The 26,497-nt window shown below is 60.4% G+C and carries 26 protein-coding genes; 5 read left to right on the top strand and 21 right to left on the bottom strand.

The genetic code is table 11. The features are described 5' to 3' along the window. Positions 1-536 precede the first annotated feature (536 nt). A complete protein-coding gene (locus tag RA25_RS15075; RefSeq protein WP_082023080.1) occupies positions 537-1,190 on the bottom strand; it encodes a cytochrome c biogenesis CcdA family protein in 654 nt (217 codons plus the stop codon). Between the two features lie 134 nt (positions 1,191-1,324). Here RA25_RS15075 and RA25_RS15070 point away from each other — a divergent pair, with 134 nt between their 5' ends. Further along, on the top strand, positions 1,325-2,353 hold the full coding sequence (locus tag RA25_RS15070; protein ID WP_027236523.1) for an IS110 family transposase: 1,029 nt from the start codon (positions 1,325-1,327) through the stop codon (positions 2,351-2,353). A gap of 1,086 nt (positions 2,354-3,439) precedes the next feature. On the opposite strand, the gene RA25_RS15065 is transcribed toward RA25_RS15070, so the two are convergent. The 9 genes from RA25_RS15065 to RA25_RS15025 form a co-directional block, all read right to left on the bottom strand. After that, entirely contained in the window at positions 3,440-3,724 is a 285-nt protein-coding gene (locus RA25_RS15065) for a DUF6916 family protein (protein WP_152612215.1), read from the bottom strand. Between the two features lie 81 nt (positions 3,725-3,805). Continuing rightward, complete coding sequence (locus tag RA25_RS15060; protein ID WP_039173593.1) at positions 3,806-4,390, bottom strand: GNAT family N-acetyltransferase; 585 nt, start codon at positions 4,388-4,390, stop codon at positions 3,806-3,808. A 38-nt stretch (positions 4,391-4,428) separates the two neighbouring features. Continuing rightward, positions 4,429-4,968, bottom strand: coding sequence for a phage tail protein (locus RA25_RS15055; RefSeq protein WP_082008996.1), 540 nt, complete (start codon positions 4,966-4,968; stop codon positions 4,429-4,431). A gap of 75 nt (positions 4,969-5,043) precedes the next feature. Further along, positions 5,044-5,604, bottom strand: a complete 561-nt coding sequence (locus RA25_RS22175) for a phage tail protein (RefSeq protein ID WP_052254262.1) — start codon at positions 5,602-5,604, stop codon at positions 5,044-5,046. Positions 5,605-5,645: 41 nt separating this feature from the next. Beyond that, positions 5,646-6,224, bottom strand: a complete 579-nt coding sequence (locus RA25_RS15045) for a phage tail protein (protein WP_082020129.1) — start codon at positions 6,222-6,224, stop codon at positions 5,646-5,648. A 246-nt stretch (positions 6,225-6,470) separates the two neighbouring features. Next, positions 6,471-8,087, bottom strand: a complete 1,617-nt coding sequence (locus RA25_RS15040) for a tetratricopeptide repeat protein (protein ID WP_152612214.1) — start codon at positions 8,085-8,087, stop codon at positions 6,471-6,473. Positions 8,088-8,101: 14 nt separating this feature from the next. After that, positions 8,102-10,105, bottom strand: a complete 2,004-nt coding sequence (locus tag RA25_RS15035) for a carbamoyltransferase C-terminal domain-containing protein (RefSeq protein ID WP_052254261.1) — start codon at positions 10,103-10,105, stop codon at positions 8,102-8,104. Continuing rightward, entirely contained in the window at positions 10,102-11,373 is a 1,272-nt protein-coding gene (locus RA25_RS15030; RefSeq protein ID WP_019297382.1) for a cytochrome P450, read from the bottom strand. Before RA25_RS15030 ends, RA25_RS15035 begins: the two co-directional genes overlap by 4 nt. Next, the gene (locus RA25_RS15025; RefSeq protein WP_152612213.1) at positions 11,370-12,470 is read right to left on the bottom strand and encodes a radical SAM protein; all 1,101 of its coding nucleotides are present in this window, start codon (positions 12,468-12,470) and stop codon (positions 11,370-11,372) included. The genes RA25_RS15030 and RA25_RS15025 overlap by 4 nt, the downstream gene beginning before the upstream one ends. A gap of 281 nt (positions 12,471-12,751) precedes the next feature. Between RA25_RS15025 and RA25_RS23035 the strand changes: the two genes are divergently transcribed. Then, positions 12,752-12,898 (top strand): hypothetical protein, encoded by a 147-nt coding sequence (locus RA25_RS23035; protein ID WP_193747126.1) that lies wholly within the window; start codon positions 12,752-12,754, stop codon positions 12,896-12,898. Positions 12,899-13,064: 166 nt separating this feature from the next. Here the strand turns inward: RA25_RS23035 and RA25_RS15020 are convergent, their stop codons facing one another. The 7 genes from RA25_RS15020 to RA25_RS14990 all read right to left on the bottom strand — a co-directional run bounded on the left by RA25_RS15020 (position 13,065) and on the right by RA25_RS14990 (position 19,596). Continuing rightward, positions 13,065-13,985 carry a nucleoside hydrolase gene (locus RA25_RS15020; protein ID WP_039173587.1) on the bottom strand — a complete coding sequence of 307 codons (921 nt, stop codon included), beginning with the start codon at positions 13,983-13,985 and terminating at the stop codon, positions 13,065-13,067. Between the two features lie 29 nt (positions 13,986-14,014). Further along, positions 14,015-14,692 carry an aminoacyl-tRNA hydrolase gene (gene pth, locus RA25_RS15015; protein WP_039173586.1) on the bottom strand — a complete coding sequence of 226 codons (678 nt, stop codon included), beginning with the start codon at positions 14,690-14,692 and terminating at the stop codon, positions 14,015-14,017. A 76-nt stretch (positions 14,693-14,768) separates the two neighbouring features. Then, entirely contained in the window at positions 14,769-16,010 is a 1,242-nt protein-coding gene (locus RA25_RS15010) for an NAD(P)/FAD-dependent oxidoreductase (RefSeq protein WP_039173584.1), read from the bottom strand. Positions 16,011-16,149: 139 nt separating this feature from the next. Continuing rightward, positions 16,150-16,791 (bottom strand): 50S ribosomal protein L25/general stress protein Ctc, encoded by a 642-nt coding sequence (locus RA25_RS15005; protein WP_019297389.1) that lies wholly within the window; start codon positions 16,789-16,791, stop codon positions 16,150-16,152. A 124-nt stretch (positions 16,792-16,915) separates the two neighbouring features. Then, on the bottom strand, positions 16,916-18,082 hold the full coding sequence (locus RA25_RS15000; RefSeq protein ID WP_039173582.1) for an alpha-hydroxy acid oxidase: 1,167 nt from the start codon (positions 18,080-18,082) through the stop codon (positions 16,916-16,918). Positions 18,083-18,222: 140 nt separating this feature from the next. After that, positions 18,223-19,014: a tryptophan synthase subunit alpha gene (gene trpA, locus RA25_RS14995; protein ID WP_039173580.1), complete on the bottom strand. Its 792-nt coding sequence runs from the start codon at positions 19,012-19,014 to the stop codon at positions 18,223-18,225. An 84-nt stretch (positions 19,015-19,098) separates the two neighbouring features. Continuing rightward, entirely contained in the window at positions 19,099-19,596 is a 498-nt protein-coding gene (locus tag RA25_RS14990) for an acyloxyacyl hydrolase (RefSeq protein WP_029204933.1), read from the bottom strand. 222 nt (positions 19,597-19,818) lie between these two features. Between RA25_RS14990 and ychF the strand changes: the two genes are divergently transcribed. Continuing rightward, a complete protein-coding gene (gene ychF / locus RA25_RS14985) occupies positions 19,819-20,916 on the top strand; it encodes a redox-regulated ATPase YchF (protein ID WP_039173577.1) in 1,098 nt (365 codons plus the stop codon). 150 nt (positions 20,917-21,066) lie between these two features. Continuing rightward, entirely contained in the window at positions 21,067-21,444 is a 378-nt protein-coding gene (locus tag RA25_RS14980) for a DUF2237 family protein (RefSeq protein ID WP_019297394.1), read from the top strand. Positions 21,445-21,515: 71 nt separating this feature from the next. Here the strand turns inward: RA25_RS14980 and trpB are convergent, their stop codons facing one another. The 4 genes from trpB to ihfB form a co-directional block, all read right to left on the bottom strand. Then, complete coding sequence (gene trpB / locus RA25_RS14975) at positions 21,516-22,775, bottom strand: tryptophan synthase subunit beta (RefSeq protein ID WP_039173574.1); 1,260 nt, start codon at positions 22,773-22,775, stop codon at positions 21,516-21,518. A gap of 490 nt (positions 22,776-23,265) precedes the next feature. Then, on the bottom strand, positions 23,266-23,919 hold the full coding sequence (locus RA25_RS14970) for a phosphoribosylanthranilate isomerase (RefSeq protein ID WP_039173572.1): 654 nt from the start codon (positions 23,917-23,919) through the stop codon (positions 23,266-23,268). Between the two features lie 7 nt (positions 23,920-23,926). After that, positions 23,927-24,277: a lipopolysaccharide assembly protein LapA domain-containing protein gene (locus RA25_RS14965; protein ID WP_039151167.1), complete on the bottom strand. Its 351-nt coding sequence runs from the start codon at positions 24,275-24,277 to the stop codon at positions 23,927-23,929. Next, positions 24,277-24,588, bottom strand: a complete 312-nt coding sequence (gene ihfB / locus RA25_RS14960) for an integration host factor subunit beta (RefSeq protein ID WP_272946442.1) — start codon at positions 24,586-24,588, stop codon at positions 24,277-24,279. Before ihfB ends, RA25_RS14965 begins: the two co-directional genes overlap by 1 nt. A 505-nt stretch (positions 24,589-25,093) precedes the next feature. On the opposite strand from ihfB, the gene RA25_RS14955 reads away from it, so the two are divergent. Beyond that, positions 25,094-26,455 carry an ammonium transporter gene (locus RA25_RS14955; RefSeq protein ID WP_237754582.1) on the top strand — a complete coding sequence of 454 codons (1,362 nt, stop codon included), beginning with the start codon at positions 25,094-25,096 and terminating at the stop codon, positions 26,453-26,455. The last annotated feature ends 42 nt before the right edge of the window (positions 26,456-26,497 follow it).

The following is a 26,497-nucleotide window of genomic DNA, read 5'->3' as shown; positions in this document are numbered from 1 at the left end:
CAGTTCATCACATGGAGGTTTCTGACAGAGAAGTTGAATGGCAGATTTCGGCCCATTGCGCCACGCGGTGGCTTCGATGGCAGGGCGAATATCGGCGTGTTCAAGTCACGGCTCGTTCAAGTATTCTGACCTTAGAGACGGGGTAGTTGTGCCAAAATCGATTCAGAGCCATTTTGAATGCCTATGACGCGTCCCGACATCATGCCGATTGACACGCAGACCGTTGTAATAGACGTGGCGCAGCTCTTGTACCGTACCGGATAAGTCTTGACACTCCAGCGCCGGAAAGCTGCATTGTGTCTGTCAATGAACCGGAAGCTGATCATTGATGTCCCTTTTTATACGGGCGAGGCGGACTACGGCCAACTCGCCCGGAACGTTCATGCGCTGGATCCAACCGCGAGGATCGACTGGGCGGCCGACTGCCGGCTCGTGCAGATAGAATCCAACTCTAGTGCCGGCCTTGTACTCGCGGTGGTGGAACAGACAGGTTTGATCCCAGGATCGGTGCTAGGAGTTTGACAATCATTTGGCTGCTAGCCGATCCGCCCGAGGACCGGAAAGACATCGAGCAGCCAGTAGGACAGCGCGGTGAGCTGCCCGGTCATCATCGCAAGCCCCATCACGACCATGACCGCGCTCGCGGCCTGATGCAGGCGGCACCCGACCCGTCTGGCGCCTTGCAACCGGCCGACAAGCCGATCGGTGAAACCCGCAACAATCAGGAACGGCACGCCAAGGCCTGCAGAATAAATCGCCAGTAGCAAGACCCCTTGCCCAACCATGGCGCTCGCCGCACTGGCGGTGAGGATCGCACCGAGAATTGGGCCAATGCAGGGGGTCCAGCCGAAGCCGAACGCGAGGCCCAGAACATAGGACGCGGCCGGCCTGCCGCCGGGGACGTCGAGATGGAACCGAAGATCCCGTTCCATGGCGCCGATCCGCGCCGCGCCGATCATGAACAGCCCGAACAGAATCACGATGCCACCGCCAACGAGGTTGAGTTCATAACGCCACCGCAACAGTGCCTGACCCAGGGCCGTTGCCGAAGCCCTGAGTGCCATGAATATCGTTGAGAACCCGAGCACGAAGCAGAGGTTGAGCCAAAGGGTCTGAGCCCGGCTGACCTCTTCGACATCACCAGCAGTGGCTGGAAAGCTGCGATGAGCGTGCCGCGGTTGCGAGCGAATGCTGCGTCAGCAAACACCCGAAAAGGCAACGGCTGCAAAGTTCCGCACTGTGATGGAGTGGATGCCCCTCCCGACGGCATCGTGATGTGCCATGCTGGTACTGTCTTAACAGACCAGAAACAGAGGAGGCGACAATGGAAATGGTTGCGATCATAGGAGTAGATTTAGCAAAGCGTAGTTTTCAGGTGCATGGGGCAGCGGCTGACGGCAGTGTTCTGTTCCGCAAAAAGCTGTCTCGGGCGCAAGTTTTGGCATTTTTTGTACAACAACCGAATTGCACAGTTGCTATGGAAGCTTGTGCAACCGCGCATGACTGGGGGCGTCAGATCGAGGCACTTGGCCATGATGTGAAATTGATACCGCCCATCTATGTGAAACCTTTCGTCAAACGGCATAAGAATGATGCGGCTGATGCAGAAGCGATTGCCGAGGCTGCGTCACGTCCAACGATGCGAACAGTCGCCGTGAAAACACATGAGCAGCAAAGTCGGGCGGTTTTGTTCCGGACACGTGACCTGCTTTTGAGGCAACGCACGCAGCTGATCAACGCCCTGCGGGCTCATCTCGCCGAGTTTGGCCGGGTGGCACCAAAAACGACGACAAATATCAAAAGTCTGAGGGAAATCTTGGAAGATCCCGAGAACGGTCTGCCAAAAGTGGTGACAGATGTTGGATCAATCTACCTTGGTCAGATCGCTACACTAACAGAACAAATAGGCAGGCTTGAAAAGCAGGTACGCATCGAAGCGACAAGAGACGATAACGCACGCCGTCTCCAGACCATGCCAGGCATCGGTCCGATAACTGCAATGGCTGTCTCGGCCTTCGCCCCACCTATGGAAATCTTTCGTCGGGGTCGGGATTTTTCTGCGTGGGTAGGGCTGGTACCGAAGCAACACTCGACCGGGGGAAAGCAGAAATTGGGCCGAACGTCGAAGATGGGGCAGAGAGATATCCGCAGGCTCTTGGTCATCGGTGCCATGTCCGTAGTGAGGATGGCGATTCACAAGGGTGCCCCTGAAGCATCTTGGCTCCAAAGGATGCTCGCAAGAAAACCACGTATGGTCGTCGCAATTGCACTCGCAAATAAGATGGCGCGCAGGTTATGGGCCATGTTGGTGAAACACGAAGATTACAGAGACCCGGCTATCGCCGCCGCGTAAGCGTTGCGATGGCCGGTACGTCGGGAATGTGAGGAGGTCTTTGAGTGTAAGGGCAAATGATCGGAAAGATCGGGTTCAGTAAAACCAGGAACTCACACCGGGATAATCAACCCGCCACTGTGATGTGGAACTGAACCGCGTATCTCCATACCGGCCAGCGGCGTCTGAAACGCCGCATAAACAGGCCTGACAGATGACCGCATCCGTTCACATTCCCAAACGCTCAAAAAACAACTTGCATTAAAGGGGGCCTCCACAGATGTGAGTTGTGGCAGGGATGGTGAAAGTTAGTTTCTGATCTCCCCGGCAGCTTCCATCCGACGGGTCGGCACGTTCCTGCAGTCTGCCCGCATCAAAAAATGCCGGATCCTGGTTCCGCATTGAGCATCGCCGCGCCAATGGTTCAGAAAATCACCCGCTTCGGAAAAACACACCCCAGTACTAATTTTTTGCTCTTCCACGTCCTTCAAAAGAAGCTCCGTCGCACGCCTATCCGGCGTCCCCCGTCCCCAATGCACGTGCCGGTCAAGCCAGCTATTTCGGGCCCGGCCACCTTCAGCCCGGTCATTGGATTAAGTAAGAGAACTCAACAAGTACCGCCCTTTCCCCTTCATGGAGTGAATGCCGTACTGCCAACGTGATGATGAATGAGGTCAGCCAGTGCAGCTCCGCATGCTCAAATGAGAAGATCAGGACAGACTGATGGGCTTTCCAGCAGGGAACATCCGCTGACCGGGTGCGGTAGGCCTACTGCGAGCAAACCTGTGCAAAATCCGTGCAAAGGGGTACGTGTAGTCTGGTTTTTCCGATTGTTTTAGAGGTGTTATCTGTTGGGTGCATGCCCCTTAGCAGGGGAGCGCCTTCGACCACTCGGCCACGTCTCCGCTGACCCGTATATGTGCCGCAACCCAGAGAAACAAGGCGTTTTTTCAATTTTCTTCCAGCCCCTGAAAAATATGGAATTTCAGGCCGCTTCCCGGATTTTTGGCAGGGCTGCACGCGATTCGCGTGCAAAATCCCTGCAGTCGCATGCCCTGTTTGATGGCAAGTTCCCGCGAGTGAACTCACCCGCCGCAAGCCAAACCTTCAATTGAACACGACCTGAAGGTTTGGCTTGCCGTTGCCGCCCATCACCTTTGAGATAAAGACAGAATGGGAGCCGATTTTTTCATGGGAAAGCGCAAGCGTATCGTGGTCGCCAACAAAATCTTCCGGGCATTCAAACAGCAGCGAGAACTGCGCTCTGAATTCGGCGGGTGTTTCCGGCCCCATGTCAATCGAAGTGAGTTTGGCCTCAAGATGTCCGATATTAAAGGCCTCGCCAACCAGACCTGCAAAATCGTTGTGTTCCAATTCCTTGATCGCTTTCATGATAACCTCCATGGGTGGTGCTTTCGCGCATCGGCCTGAAGCCAATGCAATGGATGCCAGGCAATTCCGGCTTGGCCGCGGTCAAACCGGTCCTGACCTGGCTGTGAGGGGCTGCAGCCGCCGAATGGTTACATCTGGCGGCACGAAACAGCCGCTGGCCAACTGCTCATAGTCGGGGTGGAACCAGCGCATCAGAACATGGCGGTTGTTTGAGCTCTGCGCTTCAAATCCGAGCCTGTAGTAGAAGCGGTAGGCTGCGGCGTTCAGACTATGCACATGCAGTGTGACCGGCAGATGCTTTCTAGCGGCGGCGGCACATACACCATGCATGACAATGGAGCCAATGCTGCGCCCGCGGTATTGCGGCAGCAGAGCAATGTCCAAAATCCGGAATTCGCTGTCCCGTTCGTCCAGGTACAGCCGGCCGATCGGCGTGCCGCAAAGCAGGATGATCCCGTATTTCGCAACGGAATAGCTGTTGAAGTAAACGTCGTGGTGGGCGTCGTACTGCTGCGCAAGCACCTTGTGGTAGTTTTCTTCGTCGCCTGCATTGAGAAGCGGAGCAAACTCCCAATGCCGCTCAGCCGCATGCACCTGCTGGAGAAACGCTTCATCTCCTGCCCGGGCGGGCCTGATTTTCACATCTAAGGGATTCACTGCAGTCATCAGAATTCCTTTTGCTTCTCAGGATGGTGGGGCAAAAGCTAGGATCTTGAAGGGTATGCACCCCTAAGCGAAATCTCGTAGCTCATGCACATGAACGGATCCATGATAGAAAAAGGGGTGCTTTGCCCTGAACTGACAGTCCGGCTACCGCTGTTGCCGAGAGTAACCTCGCTGCCATCCGGGGCAGCATAGCCGCGGCCAGCCACATCCCCCACCTTGGGAATGGACAATACAGTGCCCGGCCCCGGGTTTTCGCTTCCGTCATCCTCGGCTACTGCAAAAAACACGTTGCCGTGCGTGTGCGGAGGAAGATTGCCCGTGGTCAGCTTCTGATTTTCGGATCCTGCCATTTGGCCCAGCGGATAAGTCCCATTTGTGTTGCGGTGAACCGCCACACGGCCGCGCATTTCCGGAAGGCCAAAAGTAGAAACCCCGTTTCCGCCAAACCTGCTTCCGACAAGCGAAAAGAGGGCATTATACTGGGCGATCGCAAGAATCTGGCCGTCGCAAAAAGCCCAGTCCCTGACAGCATAGGTCAAAGGGAATATTGAAATCTGCGACATAAATGGTTCTGACATTTCCTGCCTCCACTCGTTTGAAACACCCGCTCAGGGCGGTGGCTGGGTTGGATAGGTGGGTGAGACACCGGGTGGCTAGCTGCGCGGCGGATAGGCCCCGAAAAGGGCCATTTCATACATGACAACCTGGTAGGGAGAGATTGTTTGAATGGCGGCACTGTTCCCACTCGGCGCTGTTGCCGGAGAGCCCAGCGAAGACAGGTCCGTCAGGTTTGACGCTTCGGCGTACCAATCGGCAATGATTGAAGCTCCGGAGTAGGTGCCCTCGGGTATCGCGGTTACCGACCCTGTAGACGGTGTCAGGCTGGTGCCTGGTTCCGGCTTCGCTTTTTGAGAAATCGGATGCGCATGGGCAGGCATCTCCCACGAAGTGAGGCTTCTGTCCCGGAGACTGTTGAAGGACCCGATCTGGCGCGGGGTTAAACCCGGACCCGATCCCGAATGCAGGACTGTGCGCCCTTTCAGATTGGGCACCCCCATGGAATTGATGCCATCGCCACCATAGATATCGCCGATCAGTGAATACAGCGCTTGGTTCTGAGAGATTGCCAGGATTTGTCCCTGGCATTGCACCCAGTCTCTGATGGTGAATCCAAGCCCGAATGCGGAAATTTGGGAGATAAAGGGCTCAGCCATAATGTACTCCTTGAAACAAGGTTGGATTGACAAGGGAAATTCTAGGCCCGGGCCGGAAAGATCCCTTCAATGGCAATTTCGTAACTCACCGCCAGATACGGGCTGCGGACGGAGAAAGGAGTGCCCGAACCAATGCTTCCGGTCTCAGGCAGCCCGCTGCTCACTGCCGCGCTGACGTAGCTTTGATCGGAGAATGAACTGCCCACCGCGGTGGTCCCACCGCGTGTCACCGAAGGCTTGGCCATGACCAAGCCGCTCGCCGGCCCGCTGGTACCTGCCGTATCTGCCACCGTGAGTATGGTGCCCGGGTGGTTGTGCTGCGGCATAGTGGCTGCGTTGAGCGTTACGGTCTCTGAGCCTCCGGTTGAGCCGCGGTCCTCGCCAGGATTTCCAAGGCCGCAGGCCATGCGCCCCTTAAGGTTGGGCAGTCCGAATGTCGTGCGGGCATCACCGCCGTAGCGGGCTCCGAGCAAAGCAAAGAGCGCTGTATTCTGAGCGATAGGAATGTCTTGACCGTCGCAATATGCCCAGTCCCTTACCGCAAAATCCAAGCCCCACAACGATATCTGGGAAAGAAAAGGTTGTCCCATTGTGTCCTCGCCAAAAGTTACCGGAAACATTTTCCGCTCGGAGCGGTAGAAAGCTGGCAGTCCCCACGAAGTGCCACGCCTGAATGACAACTCCTTTTTGTTGCATGAAGTCGCCTTAAACAACCTGTGATATATTTATCTTTATAATCAACACTCAAAGATTGAACGCACCACAGCGCAGACGGCAGCAGGGAACAGCCCGCCGCACCTGCCGCAGCGGGCGGTGAACAGGTACAAAGCTGAGCCAACCGGCCAGGTCAGCCCAGAGGGGATCACTCAGCCCCTCTCCCGGAATCTCCGGTGCCCATCATAAAATGCAGGCAGCCGGTTCTTCAGAAGCTCTACCGTATGCATCAGGTATGATCTGCCCCATCTTTGCACGAAGGCCTCCCTGCCCTCGCCGGCGCGAGGGCAAGGCATTGGCCGGAAACCAAAGCGGATTTCACCGTCCTGCCAATACGCCTCGGCCCAGACGCAGGATGCCCCGCTGGCGTACTGGGCGCGTGCATAAAGAGTTTGCAGGGCGACAGGCCCGAACTCACTGTCAAAGAAACGTTTCGGATCGGTCGGCCAAATACCATCGGGCGCACAGCATAAGATGGCATTCCGTTTCAGGCACATGGCGATTTCGCGAAAGCTTCGTCCGGGGTTCAAACGAACGGAGATATCATTTTGGCCTTCAGCAGAGCGGTGCCGGCGAAGGTCACTAATGACACCCACACTGTCTAAGCGGTCTTCCAGAAACGGCGGCAGGGCCCGGATAGGCCCCAAGTGGGATCCGGCCACAAGACAGCCCTTTCCGCGGGACCGCTGCTGCGCAAGCAGGGCGAAGTCCGGCTGTGCGCATAGAGCGTTCAGCTGCTTCATCACCTCCGCACGGTTGCCACGGTGCGGGCCCAGGTAGCGTGCCAGCGCGGCTGTGGCCTCCCGGTTCCACAATGCCCTGGCTGCCCACGCCGCAAAACTGCCGCAAGGCTGGCCGCATAGGTGCCAGAATTCCAGGTTTTCCGGTTTGGCCGCTGTTTCCGGCGCTGGCGGCTCCAGCCGCTTCAGCAGGCCGCAGATATCACCATTCGACGTGTCGGCTATGGCAGCATGCGAAATTTCCAACCCGCGGGTATCTTCAATTTCGCCAGCCAGGCTTGTTTGAATAAAGAACGCATTGAATGCACGCGTGTCGCCTGCGTTGTTTTCATAGAGCTCCCTGAAAAAGGAAAACGGGAAACTGGCTCCAAGGTCCGCTGGCGGCAGTTTGCACAGGCGCACGGCAATGCGGATCTTGTCATCGTCGTCCTTAACGTGCCCGTCACAGAGCGCCCGCAGCGCAGGGAAATCCTTCAAGGTAATATACAGGTCCGCCAGCCGCCGCACTGCGTTCTGCCGCTGCGGTGTCTCCAAGCCGTCATCGAGAAGCCCGCGCAGAATAGCCGCGGCATCACCGTAAGCCCGCCTGCTGATCAGAATGCCGGCGTGGACAAGAGAAACCCTGGCGTCCGTACCACCCGCCTGATGGAAACCAGCTACAACTGCCATCGCGCGCTCGGCAGCATCCCCTTTCACATATAAACGGGCCAGCGCTGCAGCCGCCCCCGCGTGGGCCGGGTTCAGTGCAAGCACCTGACGGCAGCTTGCTTCGCTTTGCCCGGATTGCCCCAGCTTGTTGTGGCAGCGGGCCCTTATCCACCACCCATCCAGGTTCCTTGGAAGCAGTTTGCCCGCCGCCTCGGCAGCATCAAGCGCTTCCTCAATCCGACCGAGCTGCTCAAGCGCGCGCGCTTTTCCCAGATAGGCTCTTCCCGGCGCTCCGGTTTCCTCTGCCCAGCTCTCGTAAAGCGACAGGGCGTCCTGGTAGTTCCCGGATTGCATCAAACTGCGTGCCTGCTGCTCATTCATGCCGCGGCCCTCTGTCAAACCGGGCCGGGGCCAAAACCGGCTGCCCGGTCTGCACTGGCTCTCTGGTCTGAGTGCCAGTCCGACGTGAAATCGAGCGCCAGTGTTCTGTCCAGTCTTTTCCCGAGCAGGAAAGCTCGCCGCCTGAGGCGTTCAACGCGTTGCTGGTCTTGCAGGTCCACCCCGTCAATCAGACTGACCGAAGAGAGCACGATCAGGTCTTTCCTGGATATTCCAAAAGGGTTCAACAGCTTTCCTGAGGTTGTTTTTTCCGCCTTCGAACGCACGAGCGCACCGGCACCGGCGCGCGGCAGCGGTCCGGTCGCAGAATAATTTGAGTGGTCCTGCAGCCGGATTCGGCAGCCATCGGAATAGATAACCGGCAGACCTTTGCGCAGGGCAAAGTTCATCGCTTCGGCAAGGCTGTCGATGATCGGTTCGTCCTTGTCATTCAAAGAGGTATTGCAAAGCATCGGAATGCCGGTTCGCTCTTTGAAAGCCGTCAGAAAAGCATGCAGCTCGGCATTCTGCTTCCGTGAGACCGTCTGCACGCGAGCGCTTGCGTCCAGATGCCGGATGGCCGGCACGAGATGCGCTTTGCCGGCTCGGATCTGGAAGGTCCGCAGCATGTATGGCGAGCAGGCCGCATTCTCGAAAAAGTCGCCAGCGTCCTCTTCCAGCACAATCGGCGCAACAGGGCGCCACCACTGTCGCTGTTTGATGCGGTTCAGGACACCAAGCGTCTTTTCCGACCGCGGGTCTGCCAGCAGGCTGCGGTTGCCAAGAGCCCTCGGACCGATTTCCGCCGGGCCGCTTATCCGGACAACCGGGCCCTGCAGTATGTCATCCACAAATCTCTCAGGGCCGGCCGGCCTGCTGGATTTGATGAACGGAGAAAATTGAGCCTTGGCTCCGCAGCCGGCGGCCGGGACAGGCCCGCGCCCGTAAAAGGCATGCCCAAAGGAGAAGGTGAAGCCAGGATCATTCTCGAAGAACTGGTGCAGCCCGATCCCCAGCGACAAGCCGGAATCGTTGACCGGCGGCGATTGCAAGACGCCGCGAAACCCGAAACTTTGGGTCAGGAAGGCAGTTGCAGGGCAGTTCAGAGCAAATCCGCCCGACACCGACAACACCGTTTCCCTGGGGTCAATCTGGAAGCGGTCGACAGCCCGGGCCACGTTCCGGTGCATCATCAGGTTCGAAACTTCCTGGACCAGCTTTGCTGCCATGCTGATCCTGTTCTCCTCAAAGGAAAAGCGCGGATCAAGGCAAGTGAAGCCCGTTCCTTCATCCTTAGGCTCAAGAGCATCTATTCTGCCTGCCAATTCCTTGAGCCAACGCCCGGCGGCGGCCGTTTCAGCGGCGTCGCGTATCTCGATGAGCTGCCCGGCCTCTATTTTCGCCCGTGCTGTCGCGGCATTGGCCAGGGCCATCAGGGAGCCTTCAGCCATGCGGTAGTGGCTTTTCAAAAAGGCCCACAGCACTGCCGGCGAAGAAACCGGAAAGAACTCTGGCTGCCCCAGGTCACAGAAGGCCGCAGCGTAGTAGGGTTTCCGGCGGGCTTCGCGTTCAAACAGCAGATCCGGTGCTCCATCCACTGCCATGGCAAGCACCTTCTGATTCCGGAAAACGCTTGTGTCGCTCAGCATACCGGAAAAAAGATGCGCGATGCTGTGATACGGGTAGCTCTGCGCTTCAGGGCTGATACGCAGGCCACCTATTTGTTCCAAACCCGGAGTGCCCCAAATCTCGATAAGATCTGCGCTGCTCATCCCCAGGACGGCCAGTTGCGCATCAATGAATGCGATTGCGTCCCGCCTGCTGGCGAAGGAGAGGCTGTGGTGCTTGATGCCGGAAATCCGTTCAAATTCCCAGTAGCGGATCAGCTCGACCGTCCGCCCGCTCTTTTTCCACAGCGCCATGCTCTGGTCGTGCCGCAAGTAAATGTCATGAGCCGCCGAAACAGGGTCGATTGCGGAGTAAATAGAAAGGTAGTGCCCGTCGGCCAAAGCGTGTTTCATTTTACTCCTGAAATTTTTGCCTGCAGCGGGCGGTCGGGATAAATGCAGGTACCGGCTTCCAGCCCGACTTCCGCAGCTGACGCAGGTTCAACTTCGATTGTGCATCGCCTCAGCAAGGTTTCACTTGCTGCAATCAGCTCCTGCCATGCCAGCGACATGCCAGGGCACCGGTATTCTCCCCCTGAAAACGGCTGAAAGGCCCCTTTGGGAATATTTGCCAGGTTCGCCCGGCTGAAGCGCGTTATGTCGAACTTGTTCGGCTCGGCCCAAAGACCGGAGCGCCGGTGCATGGCGTAATAGGAGACCAGAATGAGGGACTTGGGCGGGATCGTTGTCCCTTCCACCGAAACCGGAACCAGGTTTTCCCGCATGGTTTCGGCTGCTGGCGTCCAGAGCCGCATCGCTTCGCTGAACAATGCGATCAGTTCGGGCCGGATACTTCCCTCGCGTTCCAGCTTGTCCCGCAGCTCTGCCTGATACGCAGGCATTTGCCCCAGCACCCACAGGCCCCAGCCGAGGGTCAGGCCAGTTGTCACATGCCCCGACGCTGCCAGCACCGCCGCATTCGCCCGCACCTCCGGCTGGCTTAACCCGGGAGAGCCGCTGTAGCCTGCAGCGCAGGCGATCTTAGACATTGGGTTTTCATCATCAACGGACAGATAGCGGCCCGTATCAACGTAGGTATCTACCAGCTCCCGGACAACAGATGCCGCCTCCACGAAATCCTGTTTCGGAAGCCGTGCAATCTTTTCAATGGCTTCGCGCACACTTGGCGCTGCCCCCTCATACTCGCCATTGCCGAGAAAGATACTCCAGGCCACATCCAGGGCCAGCCGGCTGGATTCCTTGTGCAGATCAACGACACGCGTGCCTGTCCAGCGGTGCGCAGCATCAGCCGCCGCAAGCCGCGCCGCTTCCGCGGCCCTGCGCAGATTCGCGCCTTCGAAAAGAGGGGCGAGTGCCTTTCGCTGGCGCAGGTTCGTCTCTCCAATCGTCCCGCTGATACCCGGGCCGAACGCCTTATACCCGACCCTGTACTGCGGGGTTGCTTTGGGAAACTGCTTGCTGTCCCGCCTTAGAATGCGATCTGCAGTGCCGGGATCCGAAATGAGAAAAATGTTCCGCCTGCCGGCCGGCACTGGAACAACCCCCTGCGACAGCAATTCCCTGGGCCGGGTGTGCGGGCGAAAACGAATGGCGTCCGCAGCAGAGGTCCAGCGGATTTCGGCCAACGGCGGCAAGGACAGTGCCGGAACCTGCAAGCTCATGCGACTGCCTTTGCGGCGCCTGCGTCAGCCGGAGAATAGAGGAAAATCCGGCCAAGCGTTTCAAGCGAATCCAGCCAGCCTTCAAAGGCTTCCGGGCTGGCTGTATCCCTGGGCTTCGGGATGAACTGGGAGGACCAGCCTCCAGAGTACATGCGGCAGGTTCTGCAATCGACATCCGGCGTGCCGCACTTCACAGGGTTGGGTCTGAGGGAGACATCAAAATACCGCATGGGTTCGCGAATGCGGGATTGGCAGTCCATTGCAATGCCCGTTTCCGGATCAAGTTCGTAACGCGCACCCGGCTGGCAAATGTAGTCATTATACGATTTTGAGTAGATTACAGTCTCCGGGAAATCTTCAATCGCCTGATTCATTGCACGCCGAAGCCGCTCCAGCGCAGCATCATCCAGTTTCGGAGATGAAAGCGGCGAGCTGACCCGGAAAAAATCACTGTCGTTCGGCGCCGAGATAGACAGCTTTCGGTTGAATTCATGGGTTGGAGAAAAAATATTGAATGTCAACGGGAGGCCGTGATCCTTGCACAGTTCAGCGACACGCGGGATCTGATCTACTGTCCAGTTGGACACAGTGAGCAGTATGATAGCACGCGGGTCGCCCGCATAATTCCTGAGGGCTTTCCGAAAAACACTCCCCCCACGCAGCTGCTTGTCGGATTCGTCGTCGCCAGCCCAAACCGAAACACCAATGCGGTATTGCACACTTGGGTCTATCCTGATCGTGCCGTTGGTTCCGATGTTTCCATAAGGGAAGTGCTCAGCCGCTGCCATGAGCCGGTCCGGCGCCATAGCAGGCTCTGCCCCGACAAAATAGGCCATGCTGACACCGCGTGCTGCTTCATCGGCGAAGAACTTCTTCCAGTCGTCAATACGATCTCTGGCAGGGATCGACGCAGTCTTCCCGCCTTCGAAATAGTAGCAGCCTTCACACTTCAGATTGCACTTGGTGGTGACTTCATAAAATGCGGGCGACTTGAAGGCCCGGACGATTTTTCTGGCACGAGAGTACTTTTCCCGCAGGTGCGGGTGCTCTGCCTGAATCTGCCGGCATGCTGCCAGCACCGACAACCTATCAACCAAACCTTCGCCTCACAATCTGAACATGTATCTTAGAAAAGCTAAAATCAGCTGGCGCAAGCAAAAATCAAAGATGTCTGCCAGCAAATCCAAACTACCGCACATGAAGAATGCCATAGCACTCCGATATCACAATCGGATTCTGAAGTAATACTCGTCAAAGCTGAAAAAACGTGACGCAACTGCAGCGAAAGGCCATCGCCTCGACACTGATGATGTGACCGCGCCGCTGGCGCAACGGCCTGCCAAGGCGAGACAGCAACGGTCCGCAGAGCAGAGCAAGCATGGCAGGTTTATCACCGTTGCGCATGATCCAGCGGGTTCAGGCGCTGGAGATTTTTGCTCAGCTGCCATCCAGCGCGACCGCCATGGAAGCCTGCCGCGGTACCCATTCCCGGGCACGCAAGGCGGGCAAGCCGCACAGCACCTGACAATGCGTTTCGGCCAATGAAAAGCGAAGGGATGCAGGGCGCGGCGATGCAGACCGGCTGCGCGAGATCTTGCCCCGGCAGCGAACGCAGACGGCTAATGCTCAGCGCGGTCAGCTAACCGGGTGCGGCTGCCCGGAAAACAACCGGGCCGCCCGGCCACCCCCCCTTATGGCAGCAGGGCCAAGCGCTTGAGAAACAATGTTTTCACCGCGTCCGCTTCAACCGTCATGCAGACCTTAACCGGGTCGCGGGTGCTGTCTGGCGCAGCGACCGTGGCGCCGGAAGTCTCGCCCTCGCAGGACACCTCAAGCGCCACATCGCGCATCCCGAACAGCTCCGGGTTGGTGCAGGCAATCACTGCCGCCGGATCATGCAGCGAGCAGCCGTTAAGGCCCGCAACCTCCCGGTAGAACTTGATATAGAAATGCGACATCTCCTGCAGCATGCCGCCCAGCTCCGGCGATTTAGCGGCGATGGCCTCGAAATCCTCCGGCCGGCACAGGATGCGGTGGGTAACGTCCAGACCCACAAACACCACCTTTGAACCGCCCTGGCAGACCACATCCGCTGCGTGCGGGTCGTGATAGATATTGGCCTCAGCATGGGGTGTGATGTTGCCGCCTTCCTCCAAAGAGCCGCCCATCACCACGATGGCCTTCACGTTTGCAATGAAATCTGCATCACGCTGCATCGCCAAGGCGATATTGGTCAGCGGGCCGATCGGGCAAACCACCAGCTCGCCCTTGTGCTCGCGTGCCATGCGGCAAAGGAAGTCCGCAGCGTCCTCCTCCAGCGGTTTGCCCTTGGGCTCAGCCGCCGGGATGTCGCCAAAACCTTCGTCACCATGCACATAGGCCGAGGGTTTGAACGGCGGCAGCACCAGCGGAGTGGTGGCACCAGCCGCCACCGGCACGTCCAGATCCGCCGCTTCCAGCAGGCGCAGCGCGTTGCGGGTGGCCGTTGCGGTGGTCACATTGCCGAAGATCGTGGTCAGGCCCAACAGGTCGATGTCCGGGGCCGCGGCGGCATAGAAGATCGCCATTGCATCGTCGATGCCCGGATCGGTGTCGATAATCAGTTTCACCATCTGTCTGTCTCTTCGCTTTTGACCTGAGCTTACTTGAACTTGTCCATCAGTTTCTCCAGCGGCGAGCGTGTATCCGGCGCCACCTCCTCCTTGGCGGGCTGTTTCGCCTCCGCCTTGGGCTTGGTGGTGGAGCTGCGCGGCGGTGCAACGCGCAGCGCAACCGCGTTCATGAACTTGCCGCCATCGCCGCGCGCCAGTTCAGCCGCGCCGTCGGAAATACCGCGCATCAGATCGTCCAGCCAGCCCTCGTCCGCCTTGGGGAAGTCGCGCAGCACATACCCCGCCACCGCATCCTTGTGGCCCGGATGGCCGATCCCCAGCCGCACCCGCGCGTAGTCCGCGCCGATGTGCGAATGGATCGACCGCAGCCCGTTGTGGCCGGCATGGCCGCCGCCCTGTTTCATCCGCGCCTTGCCCGGCGCCAGATCCAGCTCGTCATGCAGCACCACCACGTCGGCCGACGTCAGTTTATAGAACCGCATCGCCTCCCCCACCGACTGGCCGGACAGGTTCATGAAGGTCTGCGGCTTCAAAAGCAGCACCTTCTCGCCGCCCAGATTGCCCTCGCAGATCAGCGCCTGGAACTTGGACTTCCAGGGGGAAAACCCGTGATCGCCGGCAATCCGGTCCAGCGCCATGAAGCCGATGTTATGGCGGTTGCGCTCATATTTCGGGCCGGGATTGCCAAGGCCGACAAAGAGTTTCATGGGGTCTGCCCGATCTGCGTTTCAAGGAAACCGAGTGATGCCCTATTTGGGCTGCGGAATCCAGAGCCGCGCGGCGTCAGGCGAACCTGCGGTTTGCCGAAAAAGGTGCAAGATCCACATTCGGCTGGCGGCCTTCCGCCAGATCCGCGATCAGCCGCCCGGTAATGCCGCCCAGGGTCAGCCCGATATGCTGATGGCCGAAGGCATACAGCACTCTGTCCGATTGCGGGCTGCGGCCAATGACCGGCAGCGAATCCGGCATCGTCGGGCGGTAGCCCAGCCACTCGCTGCTGGGTGCGGGCAGCTGCCCCAGCATCTCCGCGCCCTTGCGGGCAATATAGGCCAGACGGCGCATGTTCATGGGCGCATCCAGCGCCGCGATCTCCACCGTTCCGGTCAGCCGAAGGCCTTTTGCATGGGGAACAGCGTAAAACCCGGCCTCGCCCCAGCCCACGGGCCGCGTCACCCTATGCGCCTCACCTTCATACATCACGTGGTAGCCGCGCTCGGTGCCCAGGGGCAGACGCTCCGCCCCTGCCCCCGCGATCCGCTTGGAAAACGCGCCGCTGGCTATCACCGCATGGCCTGCAATGACACTCTGGCCGCCGGCCTGCACCTCCACGCCCGTGTCCGAAGCCCTAACCGCCTCCGCCCCCGCGCGCAGGGTGGTGCCGCCCAGCTCTGTGAAGGCCCGGTGCATCCGGGTGATGAATTCCAGCGGATCACGCAAACTGCGGGCTGCATGGAAATGCACCGCACGCCTGACCGGCAGCTGCAGCCCCGGCTCCATCTCCAGCGCTTCTTCCGGGTCCACCTCCCGCCATGGCACCCCCAAGGCGCGGCGGCGCTCCAGCCCGTCGCTTGCGGCCTTGGCGGCTTTCTCCGTCGACCACACAGACAGCTGGCCGCGCTCCACCACCAGATCCTGCGCACCTGCGGCCTCGATCAGCGGATTGATCCCGGCATCGGCGTGCGACAGCAGCTCCGCCAGATGACCTGCGATCCGGCGCGAAGGGGCTGTGCGACAATTGGCAAGGAAGGACAACATCCAGCCCGGATTGCGCAGCGCATGGGCGTAGGACAGCGACAGCGGGCTGTCCTTGGAAAACATCAGACTGGGCAGCGAGGTCAGCACCGAGGGGTCATTGACCGGCAGGCAGGCATAGGTCGCCAGCGTGCAGGCATTGCCGTAACTGGTGCCCGATCCCGGATCCTCCGGGTCGATCAGCAGCACCCTGTGGCCGCGCATTTGTGCCCACAGCGCGCAGCTCACCCCCACGGCCCCAGCGCCTGCAATGGCAATATCGTAATCCGCCATGCCCGTTCCTCCCAATCCTCAGGCGGAAATGGGACAGCGGTGCGGGCAAAAGTCAATCACCGGCAAACGGCCTGCCGCACAAAAGAAAACGGGCCCCCGGATGGGAGCCCGTGAAACCGTTGCCCGATGGGCGCCGGTCTTATTCTTCAGCAGCTGCTTCCACTGCTTCACCTTCTTCGCCTTCACCTTCTTCATCGTCGGAAGAGGACAGGCCGCCGGGCGACGCGATGTTTGCAATCACGAAGTCACGGTCGATGGTCGGCTTGGCGCCGGACGGCAGCTCGATCGACGAGATGGTGACAACGTCGCCGATGTTCAGGCCGGCCATGTCGACAACCAGCTTCTCGGGGATATCGCCAGCGGTCACAACCAGCTCAACCTCGGGGCGGGTCACGTTGAGCATGCCGCCCTTCTTGATGCCGGGGGCCTGGTCTTCGTTGATGAACTCAACCGGGATGAACAGGTTGATCTTCGAGGTGCGGCGCAGGCGCATCAGGTCGAGGTGGGTCGGCAGGTCCTTCACCACATCGCGCTGAACGTCACGGCAGATCACGCGCACGTCGTCATGGCCTTCCACTTTCAGGTTCCACAGGGTGGACTTGAACTGTCCGGCTTTCAGCTTTTTCAGCAGTTCGTTGAACGGGATCTGGATCGCGACCGGATCCACGTCGCCGCCATAAACCACACCCGGAACCATGCCTGCGCGGCGCGCAGCGCGAGCGGCGCCCTTGCCCGTCCCCGCACGTTCCTGGGCTACGAGATCAGGAATCTCTTTTGCCATCTTAATTCTCCATATGTCTAACCGGGGTGCCTCCAAGGCTGTCACCCCGCGTGAAGCCGTGCCTATAGACCGGAATGTGCAGCATGGGAAGGGGCAAAGGCCCCTGCCCGGCCGCCTGAGCGCACTATTCCTGCCAGCGGCCGCCGAAATCCTCCGGGATCAGCAGATTGTGGCGCCCCAGCCCCTCGACAGAGCGTTCGCCGCAGAGCGCCATGGTGGTATCCAGCTCCTTGCGAATCACCTCCAGCGCCGCGGTGACGCCCTTCTGCCCCATCGCCCCCAGGCCATAGACAAAGGCGCGCCCGATCATGGTGCCCTTGGCCCCCAGCGCCAGCGCCTTCAGCACGTCCTGGCCGGAGCGGATGCCGCTGTCCAGATGCACCTCGACGTCGCTGCCCACCGCATCCATGATCTGCGGCAGCATCCGGATCGAGCTCAGCGCCCCGTCCAGCTGCCGCCCGCCGTGGTTCGACACCACGATGGCATCAGCGCCCAGTTTGGCGGCCATCCTGGCGTCCTCGGCGTCCAGGATCCCCTTCAGGATCACCTTGCCGCCCCACATCTCCATCAGCTTTTCGACCTTGCCCCAGTCCAGCGCCGGGTCGAACTGCTCCGCCGTCCAGGCGCCCAGCTGCGAGGTGTCGGAGACCCCCTGCACATGGCCCACGATATTGCCGAAATTGCGCCGCTTGGCGCCCAGCATCTGCAGGCCCCAGGTCCATTTGGTCATCAGGTTGGCAATGGTGGCGGGAGTCAGCTTGGGCGGCGCGGACAACCCGTTCTTCAGATCCTTGTGGCGCTGGCCCAGGATCTGCAGATCCAGTGTGATCACCAGGGCGGAGCACTTGGCATCCTTGGCGCGCTGAATCAGGCGGCGGATATAGTCCTCGTCCTTCATCGTATAGAGCTGGAACCAGAACGGCTTGGAGGTCGCCTCCGCCACCTCCTCGATCGAGTTGATCGACATGGTCGACAGGGTGAATGGCACGCCGAATTCCTCCGCCGCGCGGGCTGCCTTGATCTCGCCATCGGCATGCTGCATGCCCGTCAGCCCCACCGGTGCCAGCGCCACCGGCATCGCCACGTCCTGGCCGATCATTTGGGCCGCGGTCGTGCGCCCGGTCATGTCCACCGCCACCCGCTGGCGCAGGCGGATGTGTTCGAAGTCCGACGTGTTCTCGCGGAAGGTCTGTTCCGTCCAGCTGCCGCTTTCGGCGTAGTCATAGAACATCCGCGGCACACGGCGTTCATAGATGCGCTTCAGGTCGTTGATATTGGTGATCACCGGCACTGGATTCTCTCCCGATCTCATTTGGTAAAATTTCTTTACCAATTCAAGCCAGCAAAAGCAACGCCCGGTTTGCCGCACCCCTGAAACGCAAAAAACCGCGCCCCAAGGCGCGGTTTTCCAAACCTGTTGGTGTCCGTGTGTCAGCCCTTGTGGGCGCCATCCGCCAGTGACTTCACAAATGCCAGCACCTCTGCCGGGGATTTGCCCGCGCCGATCTGGCTGACGATGGCACTGCCCACAACCGCACCGTCCGAAATAGACGCGATGTTCTGCGCCTTCTCCGGCGTGTTGATGCCAAAACCCACGATGACCGGCAGATCGGTGGCCGCCTTGATGCGGGCAACCTCAGGGCCAACATCGCCGGCCTCAGCCTCAGCAGCACCGGTGATGCCGGTGATCGAGACGTAATAGACAAAGCCGGAGGTGTTCTGCAGCACCTTGGGCAGGCGCGCGTCGTCGGTGGTTGGGGTCGCCAGACGGATGAAGTTCAGCCCCGCCTTCTGCGCCGGGATGCACAGCTCGTCATCCTCTTCCGGCGGCAGGTCGACCACGATCAGCCCGTCGATGCCCGCGGCCTTGGCGTCTTCCAGGAACTTCTCCACGCCGCGGCTGTAGATCGGGTTGTAATAGCCCATCAGCACGATCGGGGTGGTGTCGTCGCCCTTGCGGAAATCGGCAGCCAGCTGCAGCGTCTTTTCCAGCGTCATGCCGCCGTCCAGCGCGCGCTGACCAGCCAGCTGGATGGTCGGGCCGTCAGCCATCGGATCGGTGAACGGCAGGCCGAGCTCGATGATGTCCACGCCTGCGCCCGGCAGCCCCTTCACCACCTCCAAAGAGGTCTCGTAGTCGGGGTCGCCCGCCATCACATAGGTGACAAAGGCTTTCTTGCCGGCGGCATTCAGTTCGGCGAATTTGGCATCAATACGGGTCATGGGCGGGCCTTTTGAAATCTGTCCGCCCCGGTGTGCCGAATGTTGCGCGGGAAATCAATCCCGCGCGAGGTCCGGCTGCCCGGCTCAGCCGCCGAGCGGAATGTGCCAGCGCAGCGTCAGCGAGTTCACGCCCGGGTTCTCATCCGCGGTGGAGGCGTTGGACTTGTGGCTGATCGCCAGCGACACCGCCTTGCCGTTCTGGAACCGCTTGCCCACCGCCAGCAGGCTGCGGATCTCGAAAGCGGAGCCGAGATCGTTCTCCGGAGAGCTTTCGTGATAGGCGCCAGGCATCACGCTGGTTTCGATGAACCAGTCGTTGTTCAGATCAATCACGCCGCTGATGCCGACACCTGCAAAAATGTCGCCCGCATCCTGCACCTCCAGCGCGGCACCGAACCGCGCCGACAGACGGCCGCGCTCATGGAACGGCGCATGCAGGTAATCCAGCGTAAATACCGCCCCGTCGTCCGCAGTCTCGCGGTGGTAATCGGAATACCCCAGCCCCAGCGCGACTTCCTGCGCCGCAGCGGGCAGTGCCATGGCCGCTGAAACCGCGGCCGCCAGCAACGTTGTCTTTTTCATTTCCAGCCCCTCGGAAAAATTACGGCTTTTGGCCAAGCCTTTTTCAACCTTGTTCTAAAACTCTCTAAATCTTTGCCAAGGGCGTTATGAAAAATCAGTGTGCATACTGTCTGTGAAGCGGAACACAGATCGCAACTGTGGCAGTTCTGCCAGCCAGACTTGGCTTGCACGGGACCCCAATGCTGCCTAGAAGCAGCTCCCAAGTGGTATCAGGAGGCCGGAATGGGCTTTAAAATGGGAATCGTCGGCCTGCCCAACGTGGGTAAATCGACACTGTTCAACGCGCTGACCAAGACCGCCTCTGCACAGGCGGCCAACTTTCCGTTTTGCACCATCGAACCCAATGTGGGTGAGGTCGGCGTGCCGGACGCGCGGCTGGACAAGCTGGCGGCGATTGCCGGCTCCAAGCAGATCATCCCGACCCGGATGACCTTTGTGGACATCGCAGGCCTGGTCAAAGGCGCCTCCAAGGGTGAGGGCCTGGGCAACCAGTTCCTGGCCAACATCCGCGAAACCGACGCCATCGCCCATGTGCTGCGCTGCTTTGAAGACGGCGACGTGACCCATGTGGACGGCCGCGTCGACCCGGTGACCGATGCCGAGGTGATCGAGACCGAGCTGATGCTGGCGGATCTCGAAAGCATCGAAAAACGCCGCGCCAACCTGGTGCGCAAGCTGAAGGGCAACGACAAGGAGGCCCAGCAGCAGGACCGCCTGCTGGCCGCCGCGCAGGCAATGCTGGAAGACGGCAAGCCAGCCCGCCTGGTCGAGGTCGATGCCGAGGACGCCAAGGCCTGGAAGATGCTGCAGCTGCTGACCACCAAGCCGGTCCTGTACGTGTGCAACGTGGGCGAGGCGGAATCGGTCGAAGGCAACGAACATTCCGCCAAGGTCGCGGAAATGGCCGCGGCGCAGGGCAACAGCCATGTGATCATCTCTGCCCAGATCGAGGAAGAGATCAGCCAGCTGGAAGCAGAAGAAGCCCAAATGTTCCTGGAGGAAATGGGTCTGGAAGAAGCCGGCCTCGACCGTCTGATCCGCGCGGGCTACGAACTTCTGCACCTGGAAACCTACTTTACCGTCGGCCCCAAGGAAGCACGCGCCTGGACCATCCGCACAGGCACCGCAGCGCCGCAGGCGGCGGGTGTTATCCACGGCGATTTCGAGAAGGGCTTCATCCGGGCCGAAACCATCGCCTATGACGATTTCATCGCCTGCAATGGTGAACAGGGCGCCAAGGAAGCCGGTAAGATGCGGGCCGAAGGCAAAAGCTATGTCGTCAAGGACGGCGACGTGCTGCACTTCCTGTTCAACACCTGATCCGGCGTTCAGGTAAGCTATTCAGCCGCCCGTCAGCCCCGCTGGCGGGCGGCTTGCGTTTGACAGACCTGCCCTGGCACGGGAAATACCGGGACGGGCGGTGGATTTGCCCTATCATTACACTGAACCATATCCGGGACGGGGCACCCCATGGACAAAGACGACAGCATCAACGTATTGGGCGGCCCGCTTGCGCTCTGCTCCAATGGACCGGTGACCGGGTTCTTCCGCGACGGCCATTGCAACACCTGCGCCGAAGACCAGGGAAGCCACACTGTCTGCGTGGTGACCACGGCGGAGTTCCTCGCGTTCTCAAAATACGTTGGTAACGACCTGTCGACGCCGCGGCCCGAGTTCAGCTTTACCGGCCTGCAGCCCGGCGACCGCTGGTGCCTCTGCGCCGCGCGCTTCCTGCAGGCCGCCGATGAGGGCTGCGCGCCCAAGGTCATCCTGGAGGCCACTCATGTGCGCGCGCTCGACATTGTGCCGCTGAGCGTGCTGCAAAGCTACGCCGCCGATCCGGCCTGAACAGCGCGCCAAAGGGCGGCAAGAAAAAGGCGCCCCGCGGGGCGCCTAATATTCTACCGTGCTGTCCGGCCTCACTCCTCGAAGGTGCGCCCTTCTTCGGTGTCGGACATGTCAAAGCCCAGATGTTTGGCGACGGTGAACACGTCCTTGTCGCCGCGGCCGCACATGTTCATCACGATGATGTGGTCCTTCGGCAGGTCCGGCGCGATCTTCATCACATGGGCCAGCGCGTGGCTGGGCTCCAGCGCCGGAATGATGCCCTCGGTACGGCAGCTGACCTGGAACGCCTCCAGCGCTTCTTTGTCGGTGATCGAGACATACTGGGCGCGGCCCGTGTCGTGCAGCCAGGAATGCTCCGGCCCGATGCCCGGGTAGTCGAGGCCCGCGGAGATAGAGAAGCCCTCCTGGATCTGGCCATCCTCATCCTGCAGCAGGTAGGTGCGGTTGCCATGCAGCACGCCGGGGCGCCCGCCAGTGAGGGACGCGCAGTGCTGCATCCGGTCATCAACGCCTTTGCCGCCTGCCTCGACGCCAATGATATTGACGGAAGCATCATCAAGGAACGGGTAGAACAGACCGATGGCGTTGGAGCCGCCGCCGATCGCGGCAATCACGGTGTCCGGCAGGCGGCCTTCGCCTTCCTGCTCAGCCAGCTGCCAGCGGACTTCCTTGCCTATGACCGACTGGAAATCTCGCACCATCGCCGGATAGGGGTGCGGGCCGGCCGCTGTGCCGATGCAATAGAATGTGTCGCGCACGTTGGTCACCCAGTCGCGCAGCGCGTCGTTCATCGCGTCCTTCAGGGTGCCGCGGCCCGACGTTACCGGGATCACCTCAGCACCCAGCAGGCGCATGCGGAACACGTTGGGCGCCTGGCGTTTTACGTCATGCGCGCCCATGTAGACGATGCACTTGAGCCCGAACTTGGCGCAGACGGTGGCAGTCGCCACTCCGTGCTGCCCGGCGCCGGTTTCAGCGATGATGCGGGTCTTGCCCATGCGGCGTGCCAGCAGGATCTGGCCCAGCACGTTGTTCACCTTATGCGCGCCGGTGTGATTGAGCTCGTCGCGCTTCATGTAGATCTTGGCACCGCCCAGTTCCGCGGTCAGGCGTTCGGCATGGTAAAGCGGGCTTGGACGGCCGACGTAGTGTTTCCACAGGTCTTCCATCTCGGCCCAGAAGGAGGGGTCGTCCTTGGCTTTGTTGTATTCTTCCTCAAGGCTCAGGATCAGCGGCATCAGGGTTTCGGAGACGAAACGCCCGCCAAAGATGCCAAAACGGCCCTGTTCATCCGGACCGTTCATAAAGCTGTTGAAAAGATCGTCGGCCATGGTTCTTCCCTCACTTTCGCAGCGCCCGCCATGACTATAGCGCGCCAGCGCCTTGGTAAAGGGAGATTGCGCAAGCGGCTGCATCCGGCCAAGGCGCCTGCCCTGCCGGTGTGCTGCTGGTTTCTGCTGTGATCTGCCTATCTAAAGGCCGGAAGTTTAAGTTTGGCGGCGCCGCCAAGGGGCGGAGGCGGGACGGGAGTTTCCTCCCGCACGCGAAACGTCGTCTGTGCGTGCCCCTGCCAAAGGGCCCTGTTCCAAAGTGCCGGGGGTGTCAGGCCCGGCGGTGACCGCGATCAGGAAAGATCGTGGCATATGGGACTTAAGATCGCGTGTGACCAGCGTACGCCGGGGGCGCAACACCCTGGGCGCTGCGGTTGCGCTGTGAGTATTTATAAAAAGATGAAGGCGCAGGCCCAGTGTTTTCATCTTTCTCCAAATACTCAAATCCCTCTCTTTGCGGCATATCCTGAAACCCGCGGCGGGGAGGCCGTCAGCCGCGGGCGGCGTGGGCCGCCTTTGTAAAGGCCTCGATCAGACCTGCATCCTTTTCGCCCGGCGCGCTTTCGACACCCGAGGAGACATCAACTTGCCGGACTCCGGTCATGCGGATGGCCTCCGCCACGTTTTCAGGTGTCAGCCCGCCGGCCAGCATCCAAGGTTTCTGCCAGTATTTCCGCCCCGCTAGCAGCCGCCAGTCAAAGGCGAGGCCGTTGCCGCCGGGCAGCTCGGCCTCCTTGGGCGGCTTGGCGTCGATCAACAGCTGGTCGGCCACTTGTTCATAAAGCGCGATCTGGGGAATGTCGGCGGCATCCGCAATGCCCACCGCCTTCATAACCGGCAGCCCGTAGCGGGCGCGCACCTCCGCCACCCGTTCCGGGGTTTCACGCCCATGGAGCTGCAGCATGTCGAGCGGCACCGCGCCGGTGATGGCATCCAGTTCATCATCAGAGGCATTCACCGTCAGTGCAACCTTGCACAGACCAATAGGCGCCTCGATCGCCAGCGCAGCGGCCTGGGCGATGGAAACATTGCGCGGCGATTTCGGGAAGAACACGAAACCCGCATAGGCCGCACCGGCAGCGGCAACGGCAGCCACATCCTGCGGGACGCTGAGCCCGCAGATCTTGACCCGGATATTGCTCATGGCTGGCTCAGTTTGCGTCTTCGAGAAGCGCCAGGACCTCGTCCTTGCCTTGGTTCTTCTGCTTCTTGAGCCGGGTCACTTCGCGGTTCAGCTTGCGCGCCTCGCGGGCCTTCTGCGCGGCCTCGCTGCGGTGCTTGTGCTCGCGGATCCATTCCCACAGGAAGCCGATCACCAGCCCGGCGCCGACCCCGCCCAGCACCACCACGAACAGCGGCAGCGCAATGCTGTAATTAAAGCCGAACAGCTCCGCCAGCGCAGCGGGCATCAGTTTCAGCTCAACCACCGTGCTGTTGGCCAGACAGACGGACACCAGCACGATGGCCAGGGCCCCAAGAACCGCGTAGCGAATGTAACGCATCAGGCTTTCCCGTTCAGGCGGTCCCTCAAGAGTTTACCCGTCTTGAAGAACGGCACATGTTTCTCTTCGACTTCGACCGTCTCGCCGGTGCGCGGGTTGCGGCCGGTGCGCGCGTCCCGCTTCTTGACCGAAAAGGCCCCGAAGCCGCGCAGCTCGACCCTGTCGCCGCGGGCCATGGCATCAGTCACTTCCTCGAACACCGTGTTCACGATCCTCTCTACATCCCGCTGATACAGGTGCGGGTTTTCGTCTGCAATCTTCTGAATCAACTCAGAGCGGATCATGTTCTTTTTCCTCCCAGGTGCCGGTATGTTTTGGCTATTATTCTGAGAGTATAGGAAAAATTCGCGCGCGGGGGAACAAAATGCCGCAGGTTTGACGGCCAAATCAGCGGCACTTTACCCCCTTTTCAGGCCGCCGGGCCCCAATCGCGGGCGGCAAACCGCCGCCGCAGCGCGGCATCGGCGTCAACTGCGCAGGCCGGGGTCCGATTGATTCGGGGGGGCTGCCGGCAGCTCACTTCATTGCCCGGATTCCGTCACATTGCCGGTCAGGCAGCGCGGGATGCGGCATCAGCCCGCCCCGCGTGCCGCATATGAAACTATATTTCCGCAAAGTAAAATTTTTCATTGTAAAGCGCCCCGCATCGCCCATCCTTTTCCTAACCAGGCGCGTCAGCAAACTGACCGGATCTGGTGCCAAACGAACCGGCGCGCCCGTCTCATGGCGGCAACGGGCGCCGGACTGCCGAAGCTGGTGGCGAACAACCGGCAGGCAGCCAAACCAACTTGGAGAGAACTGGAAATGCCATTGGACATGAGCACGATACATGTGCAGCAAGTTACCCTGAACTCCCTGGTGCAGAACATTCTGTACGCATCGGGCATCGTCGGGGCCATCCTGGTCGTTGTCGGCCTGCTGCTGATCGACGCGGGCACCGCGCGGCGCAGGAACCTGTTCAACTCGACCATTGAAAAGACGCTGGGGTTCTTCCTCGGCTTTGCCACCTATTACGTCATCGGTTTCGGCCTGTGGGCCGGGCAGTATTACATCATGGAAGGCGCGACCATGATGGATTCGATCAAGGACTGGTGGCTGGGCGGCGCCATGACCAATGCGCTGGCGCATCACACCGACCCGGCAACGTTTCCGGGGCTGAACACGTTCCAGATCTTCATCTTTTTCCTGGCGGTGTTTGCCGGCATCATCAACATCCTGCTGCATTTCGCGGTGTCGGAGCGGATGAAGGCCTCGGCCTATTTCATCACCTGCATCGTGGCTGCTGTGGTGTCCTCCGCGCTGAGCTGGGCGACCTGGGGCTCTGTTGGGCCGCTGACCAATGCGGGTTTCCATGACTTCTTTGGCGTTGGTTTTGTTTACCTGTTCCCGGCAGGCATGGCGCTGGTGTTCACCCCCAAGCTGGGCGCCCGCCCCGGCATGATGGCGCCGCATCCGCGGATCTCGGCCTATCTGGCTCCCAGCATCGGCCTGTGTGCGCCGGGCTTGCTGCTGATTTTTGCGGGCCTGCCGATGGTGATCCTGTCGTGCCTGTTCTTCTTTGATCCCGAAGCGCTGGCCGTCAGCGTCACCATGGCGGATACCAGCGTCGGCATCGCCATCAACAACTACGCGATGGTCTGGGCCGGCGGCGCCATCACCGGGCTGCTGATCGCCTATGCCACCGGCAAATACGCCTATACCCTGCTGGGGCCGCTGGCGGGCTATGTTGCCGGCGCATCCGGCTTTGATGTCTATCTGCCCTGGCAGGCCTTCATCGTGGGCCTGGTGGCGCCTTTCGCGGCCTATGCGGTCTATGAGTTCACGCTGAAGCGCGGCATTGACGAGCACAAGCTGTTCCCGCTGTTCCTGGGCTGCGGCACCCTGGGCATGGTTCTGCTGGGCCTGTTCAAGGCGGGCACCCCGCGCGGCGGCTACTTCGGCATCGAGGAAGGCGCCTATGCGTTCCAGCACGGCGAGATTTCGCTGGTGATGCAGCTGGCGGGTACTGCCGTCTGCATCGGAACCGGGGTGGTCACGGCGTTGATCCTGTCCTTCCTCCTGGAGCGCACCGTGGGCTTGAAGGTGTCCGAGGACGACCAGATCGACGGTCTGGACGGCAAGAACTGGGACCTGGAGCCGGATGTTGTCACCCACGCGGACAGCACCCAGCACGCCTGATCCATCACGAACCGCATCAGGCCCCGGCAATAGCCGGGGCCT

Origin of the sequence: Leisingera sp. ANG-S5 (assembly GCF_000813925.1) — a bacterium.
Taxonomy (GTDB): Bacteria; Pseudomonadota; Alphaproteobacteria; order Rhodobacterales; family Rhodobacteraceae; genus Leisingera.
The sequence above is the reverse complement of the archived record's forward strand: the minus strand, read 5'-3'. Positions and strand labels throughout refer to the sequence as shown.

Excerpts from the sequence above, each read along its gene's own strand:
- RA25_RS15070 (WP_027236523.1), top strand. The coding sequence starts at position 1,325 with ATGGAAATGGTTGCGATCATAGGAGTAGATTTAGCAAAGCGTAGTTTT.
- RA25_RS15065 (WP_152612215.1), bottom strand. The coding sequence starts at position 3,724 with ATGAAAGCGATCAAGGAATTGGAACACAACGATTTTGCAGGTCTGGTT.
- RA25_RS15060 (WP_039173593.1), bottom strand. The coding sequence starts at position 4,390 with ATGACTGCAGTGAATCCCTTAGATGTGAAAATCAGGCCCGCCCGGGCA.
- RA25_RS15055 (WP_082008996.1), bottom strand. The coding sequence starts at position 4,968 with ATGTCAGAACCATTTATGTCGCAGATTTCAATATTCCCTTTGACCTAT.
- RA25_RS22175 (WP_052254262.1), bottom strand. The coding sequence starts at position 5,604 with ATGGCTGAGCCCTTTATCTCCCAAATTTCCGCATTCGGGCTTGGATTC.
- RA25_RS15045 (WP_082020129.1), bottom strand. The coding sequence starts at position 6,224 with ATGTTTCCGGTAACTTTTGGCGAGGACACAATGGGACAACCTTTTCTT.
- RA25_RS15040 (WP_152612214.1), bottom strand. The coding sequence starts at position 8,087 with ATGAATGAGCAGCAGGCACGCAGTTTGATGCAATCCGGGAACTACCAG.
- RA25_RS15035 (WP_052254261.1), bottom strand. The coding sequence starts at position 10,105 with ATGAAACACGCTTTGGCCGACGGGCACTACCTTTCTATTTACTCCGCA.
- RA25_RS15030 (WP_019297382.1), bottom strand. The coding sequence starts at position 11,373 with ATGAGCTTGCAGGTTCCGGCACTGTCCTTGCCGCCGTTGGCCGAAATC.
- RA25_RS23035 (WP_193747126.1), top strand. The coding sequence starts at position 12,752 with ATGGCAGGTTTATCACCGTTGCGCATGATCCAGCGGGTTCAGGCGCTG.
- RA25_RS15020 (WP_039173587.1), bottom strand. The coding sequence starts at position 13,985 with ATGGTGAAACTGATTATCGACACCGATCCGGGCATCGACGATGCAATG.
- pth (WP_039173586.1), bottom strand. The coding sequence starts at position 14,692 with ATGAAACTCTTTGTCGGCCTTGGCAATCCCGGCCCGAAATATGAGCGC.
- RA25_RS15010 (WP_039173584.1), bottom strand. The coding sequence starts at position 16,010 with ATGGCGGATTACGATATTGCCATTGCAGGCGCTGGGGCCGTGGGGGTG.
- RA25_RS15005 (WP_019297389.1), bottom strand. The coding sequence starts at position 16,791 with ATGGCAAAAGAGATTCCTGATCTCGTAGCCCAGGAACGTGCGGGGACG.
- trpA (WP_039173580.1), bottom strand. The coding sequence starts at position 19,014 with ATGACCCGTATTGATGCCAAATTCGCCGAACTGAATGCCGCCGGCAAG.
- RA25_RS14990 (WP_029204933.1), bottom strand. The coding sequence starts at position 19,596 with ATGAAAAAGACAACGTTGCTGGCGGCCGCGGTTTCAGCGGCCATGGCA.
- ychF (WP_039173577.1), top strand. The coding sequence starts at position 19,819 with ATGGGCTTTAAAATGGGAATCGTCGGCCTGCCCAACGTGGGTAAATCG.
- RA25_RS14980 (WP_019297394.1), top strand. The coding sequence starts at position 21,067 with ATGGACAAAGACGACAGCATCAACGTATTGGGCGGCCCGCTTGCGCTC.
- trpB (WP_039173574.1), bottom strand. The coding sequence starts at position 22,775 with ATGGCCGACGATCTTTTCAACAGCTTTATGAACGGTCCGGATGAACAG.
- RA25_RS14970 (WP_039173572.1), bottom strand. The coding sequence starts at position 23,919 with ATGAGCAATATCCGGGTCAAGATCTGCGGGCTCAGCGTCCCGCAGGAT.
- RA25_RS14965 (WP_039151167.1), bottom strand. The coding sequence starts at position 24,277 with ATGCGTTACATTCGCTACGCGGTTCTTGGGGCCCTGGCCATCGTGCTG.
- RA25_RS14955 (WP_237754582.1), top strand. The coding sequence starts at position 25,094 with ATGAGCACGATACATGTGCAGCAAGTTACCCTGAACTCCCTGGTGCAG.